Source organism: Bacillaceae bacterium S4-13-56 (assembly GCA_040191315.1).
Taxonomy (GTDB): Bacteria; Bacillota; Bacilli; order Bacillales; family JAWJLM01; genus JAWJLM01.
Genome location: JAWJLM010000019.1, coordinates 1 through 13,934, shown reverse-complemented (window position 1 = coordinate 13,934; position 13,934 = coordinate 1). Strand labels below are relative to the sequence as shown.

The 13,934-nt window shown below is 38.1% G+C and carries 12 protein-coding genes and 1 rRNA gene; 1 reads left to right on the top strand and 12 read right to left on the bottom strand.

The window, feature by feature from the left end:
• Positions 1-18: 18 nt before the first annotated feature.
• From ispF to RZN25_07060, 9 genes are all read right to left on the bottom strand, one after another.
• Positions 19-501, bottom strand: a complete 483-nt coding sequence (gene ispF, locus RZN25_07100) for a 2-C-methyl-D-erythritol 2,4-cyclodiphosphate synthase (protein MEQ6376593.1) — start codon at positions 499-501, stop codon at positions 19-21.
• A complete protein-coding gene (gene ispD, locus RZN25_07095) occupies positions 501-1,193 on the bottom strand; it encodes a 2-C-methyl-D-erythritol 4-phosphate cytidylyltransferase (protein ID MEQ6376592.1) in 693 nt (230 codons plus the stop codon). The genes ispF and ispD overlap by 1 nt, the downstream gene beginning before the upstream one ends.
• A gap of 245 nt (positions 1,194-1,438) precedes the next feature.
• Positions 1,439-2,527: a PIN/TRAM domain-containing protein gene (locus RZN25_07090; protein ID MEQ6376591.1), complete on the bottom strand. Its 1,089-nt coding sequence runs from the start codon at positions 2,525-2,527 to the stop codon at positions 1,439-1,441.
• A 221-nt stretch (positions 2,528-2,748) separates the two neighbouring features.
• The gene (gene disA, locus RZN25_07085; GenBank protein ID MEQ6376590.1) at positions 2,749-3,816 is read right to left on the bottom strand and encodes a DNA integrity scanning diadenylate cyclase DisA; all 1,068 of its coding nucleotides are present in this window, start codon (positions 3,814-3,816) and stop codon (positions 2,749-2,751) included.
• 4 nt (positions 3,817-3,820) lie between these two features.
• Positions 3,821-5,197, bottom strand: coding sequence for a DNA repair protein RadA (radA, locus tag RZN25_07080; GenBank protein ID MEQ6376589.1), 1,377 nt, complete (start codon positions 5,195-5,197; stop codon positions 3,821-3,823).
• Positions 5,198-5,587: 390 nt separating this feature from the next.
• Positions 5,588-8,035 (bottom strand): ATP-dependent protease ATP-binding subunit ClpC, encoded by a 2,448-nt coding sequence (gene clpC, locus RZN25_07075; protein ID MEQ6376588.1) that lies wholly within the window; start codon positions 8,033-8,035, stop codon positions 5,588-5,590.
• Between the two features lie 15 nt (positions 8,036-8,050).
• Positions 8,051-9,121: a protein arginine kinase gene (locus RZN25_07070; protein MEQ6376587.1), complete on the bottom strand. Its 1,071-nt coding sequence runs from the start codon at positions 9,119-9,121 to the stop codon at positions 8,051-8,053.
• A 1-nt stretch (position 9,122) separates the two neighbouring features.
• Entirely contained in the window at positions 9,123-9,665 is a 543-nt protein-coding gene (locus RZN25_07065; protein MEQ6376586.1) for a UvrB/UvrC motif-containing protein, read from the bottom strand.
• Positions 9,666-9,690: 25 nt separating this feature from the next.
• Complete coding sequence (locus tag RZN25_07060; GenBank protein MEQ6376585.1) at positions 9,691-10,155, bottom strand: CtsR family transcriptional regulator; 465 nt, start codon at positions 10,153-10,155, stop codon at positions 9,691-9,693.
• Positions 10,156-10,549: 394 nt separating this feature from the next.
• Here RZN25_07060 and cspD point away from each other — a divergent pair, with 394 nt between their 5' ends.
• Positions 10,550-10,750, top strand: coding sequence for a cold-shock protein CspD (gene cspD, locus RZN25_07055; GenBank protein ID MEQ6376584.1), 201 nt, complete (start codon positions 10,550-10,552; stop codon positions 10,748-10,750).
• A 269-nt stretch (positions 10,751-11,019) separates the two neighbouring features.
• Here the strand turns inward: cspD and RZN25_07050 are convergent, their stop codons facing one another.
• From RZN25_07050 to rrf, 3 genes are all read right to left on the bottom strand, one after another.
• Positions 11,020-12,216, bottom strand: coding sequence for an MFS transporter (locus RZN25_07050; protein MEQ6376583.1), 1,197 nt, complete (start codon positions 12,214-12,216; stop codon positions 11,020-11,022).
• Between the two features lie 113 nt (positions 12,217-12,329).
• Positions 12,330-13,022, bottom strand: coding sequence for an MgtC/SapB family protein (locus tag RZN25_07045; GenBank protein MEQ6376582.1), 693 nt, complete (start codon positions 13,020-13,022; stop codon positions 12,330-12,332).
• 698 nt (positions 13,023-13,720) lie between these two features.
• A 5S ribosomal RNA gene (gene rrf / locus RZN25_07040) occupies positions 13,721-13,836 on the bottom strand.
• Between the last annotated feature and the right edge of the window lie 98 nt (positions 13,837-13,934).

Genomic DNA, 13,934 nt, shown 5'->3' with positions numbered 1-13,934 from the left:
TTTATCATTCTCCCTTCTTTACTTCGGTTTTTTCTGTAAAAGGACTACTGCTTGTGCCGCTATACCTTCTTTCCTTCCAGTAAAACCTAACTTTTCTGTCGTAGTTGCCTTCACATTGACTTGGCTAACCTCACACTGAATCAACTCCGCAATTTTACTACGCATCTGTCCGATATAGGGGGCCATTTTAGGCGCCTGAGCAATAATAGTACAGTCCACATTTCCTATTTCATAGCCTTCCTGCTCTATTAGTTGCCACACATGCTCCAAAAGTTTTTTGGAATCTGCATCCTTGTAGGCTGGATCTGTATCCGGGAAGTGCTTTCCAATGTCTCCCGCTCCAATGGCACCAAGACACGCATCCGCGACAGTATGGAGTAGAACATCTGCATCTGAATGCCCTATAAGTCCTTTCTCGTAAGGAATTTCCACACCACCAATAATACAAGGTCTTCCTTCCACTAGCTGATGGACGTCGAACCCTTGTCCAATTCGAAACATTATATATTGCTCCTTCCCATTTTTTCTCTTTTGTTTAAAATCCATTCGGCCATTTCTAAATCATCCGGTGAAGTTAGCTTTATGTTTGATTTTTCTCCTTCAACTATAGCAACCTTGTATCCATATTTTTCAGCTAAAGAGGCATCATCTGTCCCTAGGAAACCCGCTTCTACTGCTCTTTGATGTACCTTTTCAATCAATGAATAATGAAACGCTTGTGGGGTTTGGGCAGCCCACAAATAACTTCTATCAAGAGTATGTAGCTGTTTTTCTTTGGTGGATTTAATAGTATCAGTCACTTGAGTTGCTAATAATGCAGCTCCGACCTCTTCTGCTTTCTTCACTAACAAATGAATTTTATCATGGGTAACAAATGGGCGTGCTCCATCATGGATCAAAATAAGATTTTTCAGAAGAGCTTTCCCTAAACCCGCTCGTACACTGTCTTGTCGTTCTCCCCCGCCACTAATCAGTGAAATAGGAGTTTTATAATTATGTATTTGTGCAGAAATTAAATCTTTTTCTTCCGGATGATGGACAAGAATGATCCTCTGACACCAATCATCCCTTTCAAACACTTCTAATGTATGATGAAGTATCGGTTTTCCTTGTAATGGTATCCACAACTTATTCATTCCCGCCTTCATTCTCTTACCTTTTCCAGCAGCAAGAACAATGACTTCATAATCCATAAGGCACCAACCCGCCTTTTTTAAAAATAAAGTAAAACTTCAATCAGCCGTCCCCACTGATTGTTAGCACTCACCTAAAAGCCCTTGAACCAATCGGACATTTACCAGCAGTTATACCCCACCTACTCTTTTTGTTTCACTTAAGACTTGAGGTTGAGGTATTACAGACCGTTCATGCGGGATAAATGGAAAGAAAAAGCTGACCATTAACAGTCAGCTTTTCATCCTCTATTGTTATACCTCTTTTATAATGCTTTTTCAAGTAGTTTAGGCTTTGCAAAAATCATTCGTCCGGCACTTGTTTGTAGCACGCTTGTAACAAGGACCTCGATGGTTTTTCCAATATAGTTTTTGCCTTCTTCTACTACGATCATAGTCCCATCATCAAGATAAGCAACACCTTGTTTTTGTTCTTTTCCATCTTTGATTACTTGAACGGTTAGTTCTTCACCAGGTAATACTACCGGTTTAACCGCATTGGCCAAATCATTAATGTTAAGGACTTGAACATTTTGAAATTCACATACTTTATTAAGATTAAAATCATTAGTGACTACTACACCATTAATGACTTTCGCTAATTTTACTAGCTTGCTATCTACTTCTTGTATATCCTCAAAATCGCCCTCATAAATCTCTACGCCAATACGAATTTCTTTTTGCATACGGTTTAAAATGTCTAATCCTCGACGACCGCGATTTCTTTTAAGGACATCAGAGGAATCAGCAATATGTTGCAACTCTTCCAAAACAAATTGCGGGATTAATATGGTTCCTTCTAAGAATTGTGTTTGGCAGATATCCGCAATACGCCCATCAATAATGACTGAAGTGTCTAAAATTTTGACTTTAGGCATAGAGGATCCTTCTGATTCAAGATCTTCATTAGCCTTCATATTCTTCTTTTCCTTCTTAGGTATATGTGTCATAAATTCATCTTTACGTTTAAAACCAACTTGGAATCCAAGATAACCCAATAGGGCTGTCGTAAAAATAGGTACAACTGTTTTAATAACATTAATATCAATACCTCGCAATGGGAGATTAATTAAATAGGCAACTACTAGACCGATAATTAATCCTAAGCTCCCAAATAACAAATCACCTAAGGGGACCTTGACCAGGGTTTCCTCTACCCATAGCAAAAACCCAACAATATAATTCACAGACCAAAAAGTTAATAAATATAATATAAGTGCCCCTGCCACCATCCCAGTATAAGGGGATGTTACCCATCCAGAATCAGTAAAGTTATCTACTAAATCAGGAAAGTATAGATACCCAATAGTACCTCCGGCAACTATGAAAAATAACTGTACAATACGTTTGAGCACTGTATTCACCTCCTGCTACTCAGTATCTCCATTCTTTTATAAAACTAACCCAACTTCTATAATAAAATCTAGCGAAAAATCTATTTTATTTTCGAAATAAAATCCCATGGATATGTTAAAAATCCTATATTATATTAAGAAAGCGTAGCATATTTTACAATTATAGTCAAATAACAAAAGCTTAACATTTTACCACACAGTTTTTTGCTAGTCAATTTTTCCTAAATGTGACGATCAACAAATAATTGCTCTTGAATACGGTCCAATCCTTCTTTAATTTGCCTAGCTCTCACCTCTCCTATCCCTTCTACCTTTGTCAGTTGCTCAACTTGCCCCTTAATTATTCGGTTCAATGCGCCATACTCACGTACTAAACTAGCTATAATTGGCAAAGGAAGTCTAGGGATTTTAAGTAACATGCGATACCCTCTAGGTCTTATTGAATCTGTTAACTTAGTTGATTTTGGGAAACCAAGCAAGCGGAGGATTTGCTCTTCTTTATGAAATTGGAAATCAATGTTGTCCTTCATACTAATTAACATTTCCTCTGCTTGCTCAGTAGCATGATAATCTTTGATCACCCAATAAGCTTCTTCCTCTATATCTGACATTATCTCAGAAAGCTGTAGCTCAATTAAACGCCCTTCTACCCCAAGCTCAATACTATAATTACATACCTCTTCTTTTATTCTTAATACCATCTCTGTTCGATGAATCACTCGTAGTACATCATAAAAAGTAACCATATCCTCAAACTCTAGCGCTCCAAGATTGGTCAACCCTTGAGTCAATACATGCTTATATTTTTCAAGCGTTTGGATGGCTTGATTTGCTTTTGTTAAAATCACATCCATATCTCTTAGCGCATATCTAAACTGACCTTTATAAAGAGTGATCACATTTCTTCTCTCAGATATAGCAATCACTAAATGGCCCGTTTCTTTTGCCACTCTTTCTGCTGTACGATGTCTCATCCCCGTCTCATCTGAATCAATAGCAGGGTTAGGAATTAATTGAGCATTCGCACGCAATATACGTTCACCTTTCTTACTTAGAATAATCGCTCCATCCATTTTAGCTAACTCAAATAGATGAGCAGGTGAAAAGACGGTGTCAATTACAAAACCACCATCTACAATGGTATTTAGGTGCTCACTTTCTCCAATGACAATTAATCCCCCGGTATTTGCGCGTAACACAGAATCTATCCCTGCACGTAACGGGGTACCAGGAGCAACCGATTTCAAAATTTCACCAGGAGTTGTCTCTTGATGTAAGTCTTTCACCATGGATTTATCCTCCTAACGCCTCTTTCAAAGCTTCCTTGACCGTGTCAACACCAATGATTTCTATTCCCTCTGGAACAGTCCAACCGCCAATGTTTTTACTTGGTAAAATAACTCTTTTAAACCCCAGTTTTGCAGCTTCTTTTACTCGTTGTTCAATTCTTGCAACCCTTCGAATTTCACCAGTCAGCCCTACTTCCCCAATAAAAACATCCTCAGGATTGGATGGTTGATCTCGGAAGCTTGAAGCTATACTTACAGCAACCGCTAAGTCAATGGCTGGTTCATCTAGCTTTACCCCTCCCGCTACCTTTACATAGGCATCCTGATTCTGCAATAATAAACCTACCCTTTTTTCTAAAACAGCCATTAACAACGGAACACGATTATGGTCTAAACCTGTTGCCATTCTTCTGGGATTTCCAAATGCCGTTGGAGATATGAGAGCTTGTATTTCTACTAAAACAGGTCTTGTTCCTTCCATCGAGGCAACGATCGTTGATCCAGAAGCACCTCGTGACCTCTCCTCCAAAAATATTTCCGAGGGATTAGCTACTTCCACTAAGCCTTCTTCCTTCATTTCAAAAATTCCCATTTCATTTGTACTTCCAAACCTATTTTTCACACTTCTAAGTATTCGAAACGTATGGTGTCTCTCACCTTCGAAATAAAGAACGCTGTCAACCATATGTTCCAAAAGTCTTGGACCTGCAATGGAGCCTTCTTTTGTGACATGACCCACAATAAAAATAGCAATTCCTTTACTTTTAGCTATACGCATAATCTCACTTGTGCATTCTCGCACTTGTGAAACACTGCCTGGAGCCGATGCGATTTCGTCCCGATAGATCGTTTGAATGGAGTCAATTACAACAAAAGAAGGTGAAAGTTGATCAATGGTTTGCCCAATTAATTCTAAATTTGTTTCCGATAATACATAGAGCTCATCCCCTGCTATTTCTAATCGATCTGCTCTTAATTTTGTTTGTTTAGCGGATTCTTCTCCAGAAATATAAAGAACCCTTAAGCCTTTCGTGGACAGTTGTGCGGAAATTTGTAATAGGAGTGTTGATTTGCCAATGCCCGGGTCACCACCAACTAAAACCAGAGAACCTGGTACTATCCCCCCTCCTAATACACGATTAAATTCTTTCATATAGGTTGTAACTCTTGGTTCTTGAGAGGATTGGATTGCTGAAATTTTTTCGGGTTTTCTTGTAGAATCATTCACTTGAAATGTGGTTGGACGTCTTCCTGAGCTTTTTGTAATAAATGTCTCCTCTACTAGAGTATTCCACTCATGGCATCCAGGACATTTCCCCATCCATTTAGGAGATTCATAGCCACATTCCTGACAGACATATTTTGTTTTTACTTTTGCCATTTTACCTCTCCTTTTTAAGAGCAGGGACTTGCTTTAAAACTATTTTATAAGCTCCTCTTTTAGTATAACGTTTGAATGTTGTAAAACGTTGCAAAAAAAATGCTAAAAATCATTATTTTTTATTAGAAAACTTGGCATTCGCCAAGCCTTTGTGGCGAATGTCTTAGTTGCACTTATGCAAATAGGAAAGTTTTATACTTTTCTTATCTTTTAAGAAAAGCGCAAGCGCCCTTGATCGGGGGAAAAAACTTTGAAGATTACTCGATGTTGCTTTTTCGCTGGAGCTAGACAGATTTTATACTTTACTATCTTTCAAAATGGGAATCCCATTTTCACTTCAACTCATAAATAGCGGATACTATTAAAAAATCGGAAGGAAAATCCTTCCGATTATTTAGCAACCTCCGTAGAAGCTATAACATATTCTCCCTTATCATTTACATCAATGGTAATGTGCTCTCCTTTATGAACATTATCCTTAAGTAATTCCTCCGAAAGTAAATCTTCTACGTTCTTTTGAATAGATCTACGTAAAGGACGAGCTCCATATTCGGGATCAAAGCCTTCATTTGCGATTTTCTCAATAGCTTTATCTGTTAAAGTGATTTCGATTTCTTGTTCTTTTAAACGTTTCTTCAACTGGTCTGCCATCAATGTTACAATTTCTTTCATGGTATTTTTTTCCAAAGAATGGAAGACAATGGTCTCGTCAATTCGGTTTAAGAATTCTGGACGGAAGGACTTTTTCAATTCAGTCATTACCTTATCCTTCATATCTTTATAACCCTGCTCTTCATCACCTAAAGTAAATCCAACATACTTGTTTCGTTTTAACTCGTTGGCCCCTACATTAGAAGTCATGATTAACACCGTATTTCTAAAATCAACCGTTCTGCCTTTAGAATCAGTCAAGCGTCCATCTTCTAGTACTTGAAGAAGAATATTAAACACTTCAGGATGAGCCTTTTCAATTTCATCTAATAAAATAACTGAATATGGTTTTCTTCTTACTTTTTCGGTAAGTTGCCCACCTTCCTCATATCCTACATATCCAGGAGGTGACCCAACTAGCCTTGAAGTAGAGTGCTTTTCCATGTATTCTGACATATCAATGCGAATCATAGCGTCCTCTTCACCAAACATAGCTTCAGCTAAAGCACGTGCAAGTTCTGTTTTCCCAACTCCTGTAGGTCCTAGGAAAATAAATGATCCGATTGGTCTCTTTGGATCTTTTAACCCGGCTCGCGCGCGACGAATCGCTTTCGAAATAGATTTCACTGCCTCTTCCTGACCTATCACCCGACTGTGAAGAACCTCTTCTAAGTTTAATAACTTTTCTCCTTCTGCCTTTGTTAGTTTGGAAACAGGGACTCCGGTCCAACTAGATACAATAGAAGCGATATCTTCCACTGTTACTTCAGAATTTTCTTGGCCTTGCTTTTCTTTCCATTTGTTTTGAGTCTGCTCTAGCTCATCACGAAGACGCTGTTCTGTATCTCTAAGAGAAGCAGCTTTTTCAAACTCTTGACTCTGAACAGCGGCATCCTTCTCCTTACGAATCTCCTCAAGTTTGGATTCTAATTCTTTCAAGTTTGGAGGAGCAGTGTATGAACGAAGACGTACTTTAGAAGCCGCTTCATCAATTAAATCGATTGCCTTATCCGGCAAAAATCGATCCGAGATATATCGGTCAGATAGTTTGACCGCTTGATCAATCGCTTCATCTGTTATACTTACACGATGGTGTGCCTCGTAGCGGTCACGTAAGCCTTCTAAAATTTGAATAGATTCCTCGATATTCGGTTCATCCACTTGAATAGGTTGGAAACGACGCTCTAATGCTGCGTCCTTTTCAATATACTTTCTATATTCATCAAGGGTAGTAGCACCAATACATTGAAGTTCCCCTCGTGCTAAGGACGGCTTTAGAATATTGGATGCATCAATAGCCCCTTCAGCTCCACCAGCACCTATTAAAGTGTGAAGCTCATCTATAAATAGAATAATGTTCCCTGCTTGGCGAATTTCCTCCATCACCTTTTTCAATCGGTCCTCAAACTCACCTCGATATTTTGTACCAGCAACTACTGTACCCATATCCAAGGTCATAACTCGCTTATCTCGCAGAATCTCCGGTACTTCATTATTAACAATCTGTTGAGCCAATCCCTCTGCAATCGCTGTTTTACCAACACCAGGTTCCCCAACTAATACGGGGTTGTTTTTTCTACGACGACTTAGCACTTGAATCACTCTTTCGATCTCTTTGCTTCGGCCGACAACGGGGTCAATATTCCCCTCTTTGGCAATTGCAGTTAAATCTCTAGCTAATGAATCTAAGGTTGGTGTGTTAGCGTTCGTAGCCTGCCTTGCGCCTGCCCCATTCGAATTTGAACTCGATTCATTGCTTCCAAGTAATTGAAGAACCTGTTGACGGGCTTTGTTTAGGCTAACCCCGAGGTTATTTAATACCCTTGCAGCAACACCTTCTCCTTCACGGATTAATCCAAGCAAAATATGCTCCGTACCTACATAGGAATGACCAAGCTTACGTGCTTCATCCATGGAAAGCTCTATGACCTTCTTTGCTCTTGGTGTATAGTGAATGGTTTGAGAGACTTGGTCACCATTTCCAATTAATTCTTCCACTTCTTTTTGAATTTTATCTGCTTCCAACCCTAAAGCATTGAGTGCTTTAGCAGCAATGCCTTCTCCTTCTCGTACAAGCCCTAACAAAATATGTTCGGTACCAATATTATTATGGCCAAGTCGAACTGCTTCTTCTTGCGCTAGAGCTAATACCTTTTGTGCACGTTCTGTAAATCGTCCAAACATCATACCAAATCCCTCCTATTAATCACTTTTCTCTAAATGTAATCGTTCACGGATTAATTGTGCTCTTCGTATATCTCTTTCTTCTGGTGTCAATGATTTTTTTGCAAACTGCTGCAAGAAGCCGGGCTGAGTTAATGTCATCAATTCATTTAATATACTTCTAGATACATTTTTAAGTAATCCGAGATCAATCCCTAATCGCACATCAGAAATACACTTGGATGCTTCTTTCGACTCCATTATACGACTGTGCTCTAACGCGCCATAAGAACGGAAGATTCGGTCTTCCAGCTGTATTCCCGACTTACTCATTAAAATATGACGCGCGTTTCTCTCTTGTTCAATAAGTTGCTTCACTACACTTTGAAGGTCTTCCGCAATATCTTTTTCCGATTTACCTAGGGTAATTTGGTTGGAGATCTGAAATATATTTCCTAAAGCTTCACTGCCCTCTCCATAAATCCCTCTTACCACTAATCCTAGCTGGTTGATCGACGGTACTATGCGATTCATTTGTTGCGTGATCACTAAAGCAGGAAGATGCATCATCACGGATGCTCTTAAACCAGTTCCCACATTCGTTGGACAACTTGTTAAGTATCCTCTTTTTTCATCAAAGGCATAATTGATTTTTTCCTCGAGCCAATCGTCAATTTCAGATGCTTGAGTTAAAGCCTTCTCTAATTGAAAGCCTGGGAAATACAATTGTATGCGTAAATGATCTTCTTCATTAATCATGATTGAAACTTGTTCATTTTGTGAGATCAAAACCGCACTATGCTCCGAGTGGTCCGTTAATAAAGGACTGATGAGATGCTTTTCTACTAATACCCGTTTCTCGATCGGTTTTAGATCCTTCATTTGAACAAGCTCAAAATTTCTATATCCAAGAAAGGACTGCTTCTCATATTCTTGTTTAAAAAAATCGAGTATTTTTTCTAAGTTTTTATCAGAAGCAATCATTGGAAATGGAACCTGAGCAAAATTACGCGCTAATCGTATCCGACTGCTTAAGACAATATCACTATCTGGACCTTCCTCTTGCATCCAAGGGCTAATCGCCTGATTCATAAATTGCTGCAAGGACATCTTACTTTCCCTCCTCACCATTAGTTTGAAGTGACTGTTCAATCAAACGTATTTCATCCCTTACCTGAGCAGCCTGCTCAAATCTTTCTTTTTCTACTAAGGATTGGAGAAGGGCTTTCTTTTCCTCTATTTCTCGTTTTAAATGAAGATTTCCTCCCACTCTTTTGGGGATTTTCCCTTCATGTTTTGTGTTTCCACTATGAACACGCCTTAATATTGGATTTAGATGTTCATCGAACTCCTCATAACAATGAGCACAACCAAACTTCCCAATTCTCCTAAATTCGTCAAAGGTTAAGCCGCAATGCTTACAAGTAGGAATTTCTGATTTAGATGTAGAATCAGAGCTTTCCTCGACCTGACTAGAGTCCATATGAAATAATCCAGACAACAGATGATGAAGGGAAAACATACTCTCATCGTTCGATACATAACCCTTATCTAATGCGCATTTTTCACATACATGTATTTCTTTCTTCTTGCCATTTACAATCTGGGTGAAATGGATTGTCGCAGGGCGTTCATGGCACTCATTGCATTCCATTTTCCTTCCCCCTTAACCAAAGGATTTATTGTTTATATTTTAGTGTTGAAAGCATGGCCAATAGCATTCTGGCCCGTAGCTCATCTCTTAATGGTAATTGTACGGATATTACTGTTCGATCCAACACCACCAACATGAGCCTCGCCTCTCGATTTGTAATTATTCCTTCTTCCAAGAGTCGATGAATTATATCTTCAGAAGACTGTTGAGCAATAGAACCGTTAATTAATTCCATTAAGTGATTAATTAAATGGGCTTTATCCTGATGTTTCACACGAATAATCCGAATATAACCCCCACCTCCACGCTTACTTTCTACTATATATCCTTTTTCCACAGTAAAGCGGGTATTAATCACATAATTTATTTGCGAAGGTACACACTGAAATTGATCAGCTATTTCAGACCTTTTAATTTCAATTACATCACTTTGACTGGACTCTAACACTTTTTTTAAATAGGCTTCAATAACATCAGAGATATTTCGCATGGCCTCCTCCTTATCTGACTTTGACCATCTTTGACTATATACTTTATTATACCTCTTAATAGTTCACCTGCAAACATTCTGCTTGAAAATAGGATTGACTTTTTTTGTCTATTCTATAAGGAAAAATATATGACAAATGATTACTTTTCTTTACCTTTTGCGCCAAAAAGCGAAACTACAATCAGTGGAGCGCTCAAGGGTATAACCTAAAGTCCCTTGAATAATCCTGTCTACTCTTTTCTTTTTTACTTAAGATTTGAGATGGAATACTACCGATCGTCACCCAAGATAAATAAATTACGAATTTTCTCGTTTAAAAACGAGACATAGTGGTAATACTAACAATGCAAGATAAAATTGCAATATTATGCATTATGCACTAGGAGGCACAAAAGTGGAACATGGAAAAGTAAAATGGTTTAACAGTGAAAAAGGTTTTGGATTTATTGAAAGAGAGGGTGGAGACGACGTATTCGTACACTTCTCTGCTATTGAAGGTGATGGATATAAAACGTTAGAAGAAGGACAAGAGGTTTCTTTCGACATCGAAGAAGGACAAAGAGGCCCTCAAGCATCAAACGTCCAAAAAGTATAAAGATCAACGTCTTTATAATAAGCAGGCTCCAATTGGGGCCTGCTTTTTTGTACCCAGATAAGAAAGTATAAAATTCATCTAGCTCCAGCGAAAAATCATCATCGAGTAATCTTCGTAGTTTTTTCCTGAGTAAGGAAAGCTACATAGCGCTACTTCGCAGAAACAAGTGCTTTTCTTAGTAATATCGAAAAAAACGAGAATGCGTTTGTGTTTTTAAGCGAGATCACCTAAACGGAACCCGTTAAAATGCTTCCAACTTCTTTTTTGTCCTACACTGATTTAGAGATAACACGATCTTTTAAAAGGAAATAAATATAGAAAATTATAGCCAAGGATACTGATAATGCACCTGCTAAATAAATGGTCCCATACCCAAACCAATGTCCAATCTGGCCAAATAAAATGGCGCCTACTCCTACTCCTAAGTCAAAAAAGGAAAAAAATGTAGCGTTAGCCATACCTTTTCGGTTTTGTGGCGCCTGTTCTATAGCCCAAGCTTGAAGCGCAGGTTGTATAGTACCAAATCCTAATCCATAAACAATTGCTGCAAGATACAGGATATAACTATTAGGTAACCACGAAAGTAAAAGCATAGCAATAAGAATTAGAATTGTACCGGGGATGAAGATGGCTTGATGCCCTTTACTATCATAGATCTTCCCAGCAAAAGTACGTGATAACATAAGCGCTAAAGCATAAAACAAGAAATACAACTCAATTCCTGCAATATCCTTTTGAACTGCATAAAGTGGCAAGAAAGATGCTATCCCACCAAAAGTTACTGTAATGAAAAATAATAGAAAAGATGGCTTTAATGCGCTTTTTTCATAAATATCAAATTTAAGCGGAGTCGTCTTTTCAGGATTTTGTTCTACTTTCTTATAGCGAATTTTGGAAGCTAACAAAAATGCTATTAGTCCCAAGGCTCCACAAATTATAAAAAGATATTGAAATGACAAAAAACCTGCTAAGGCTAGCCCGAGAGTCGGACCGAGAGCTAAAGCAAGGTTCCCTGAAAGCCCATAGTATCCCATGCCTTCTCCACGTCTTTTTGGTGGAATAAGGTCCGTAGCAATTGTTCCAGCTGCTGTTGTTGAGAATCCCCAGCCTACCCCTTGAATGATCCTTAATAAAAGCAAAAGCCAAATGCCCATGGCAAATCCAAAGGAACTAACAGATAAAACAAATATAATAAGTCCAGTTAAATAAACGAAGCCTCTTCCTTTCGATTCCAATGCATGTCCTGCAAATGGTCGTAAAAGAAGGGCTGAAAATGTAAATATTCCTACTACCATACCAATTAATTGATCATTCCCACCCAAATGTTCGACAAATAAAGGAATAGTAGGTAAAGTCATTTGGAACCCTAAAAAAATAAAAAAGTTAGAAAAACAAATTAAGATAAAATCTTTTGTCCATATTTTTTCTTTACCAGAATGCAAAGTTTCTCCAGTTGTATCAGGCATGATAAGTCTTCCTCTCTCCATTTAACATTCTGTTTTATTGTACATCTATTCCTGAGTATTCACCACCCAATCAGCTTTTTATCTATATTTGTTTATAGTATACAAATTTACGACTAATGATGCTCAAATTCAACACCTACATTTTTCAAGTTCATTAATTCATCAAGTATCTTGCTGTTATATAGGGATTGTTCAGCATCAAGCTCAATAACTACATCTCTTTCCTCTGCACTCTCACGCTCTACTCTAATCTTACGAACAGAAATATCCATTCTTTCAAAGATGGATAAAATTTCTGTGATTTTTACCTCATTCCTTATTTTTAACCTAACAAATTTATTATTTCTCTTACGAGTAACAACAGATTCTATTCGATTTAAAAACACTAAGCTTAATAAAATTACGATAGTTGTTAATATAGCAGCTGGATACATTCCTGCTCCTATAATTAAACCTAACCCGGCAACTGTCCAAATAGAAGCTGCAGTTGTTAAACCTCTAATGGTTACACCATGGACCATAATTGTTCCAGCACCTAAAAACCCAATTCCACTAATTACATAGGAGGGAATCCGAGCAGGATCAAATCGAATATTCTCATGATCATTTAAATATGGAGAAAACCCAAATAGGGAAAGGAGCATCATTAAACATGATCCTACCGCAACAAGTATATGCGTTCTAAGTCCTGCATCATGATTATTTAGTTCTCTTTCAAATCCAATTATCCCACCTAGTAAAGCTGCAATTATTATTCTAATGGCCATTATCCAAAAATCATCATTGATAAAATAAGAAATATTCAATACTAAACTCCCCCTAGAGGTTCTCTTTATCATTGTATGACTATGAGTATATACTTTCCTTTAAAAGATTATGCTCAAACTTCTTTATTCATGATTTTGGTTAATTATCCAAAAATGGTTATGGTAATGTGGTTGTTGGAAGAATAGTTTTTTCTTTCTGATGAGTACCACGATTCTTAATTTGTAGCCCAACTGGGTTTATCCTTGAGTTTAAGTTTAAATACTGCCATTCTTACTAAATTGCTGCTAGGCTTTTTTGGGTGGCGAACTGGGGCATTGAGTGACAGCCGTTTTTCATTCATTTTCTTTTATTGTTTGGGTTGGGTGCTAAATGTGGTGGTTGGGTGCTAATCTTTTAGCTTGAGTGACGATTTGATTCATTGGGTGACAGTTTCAGAAATTTAAGTGCTAAAACCCTTGATTTGCGTGACGGTTTTGGGAGGGATAGTGCTGTTATATAAGAATAAGTGCTACGATCCTTAATTGAGTGCCGCTAACCCTATTTGGGTGATGAATTAGTTCATTAAGTGATAAGTAAATTCTCTAAAATCATTAATTTAATACAACCATTCGGATTTGGGTGCTAAAACTTCTGTTTAGGTGCTCATTTTCATGGTTAAGCGCTAACTTAAATTGATAAAAAAAAATCAAAACGAAAAAGGATGATCTCTCCATGGAGAAACCATCCTTTTCTTTTAGCCTGGCGACGTCCTACTCTGGCAGGGGCAATGCCCCAACTACCATCGGCGCTGACGAGCTTACCTTCCGTGTTCGGCATGGGAACGGGTGTGCCCTCTTCGCCATTACCACCAGACAAATTCCCACAAGATGTGGGTCATGCAGACGTTGCCACAGGATGTCTGCGAACCTTATTTCTTGCACCCTAAAAACTGAATAAGATGACATGAGTTT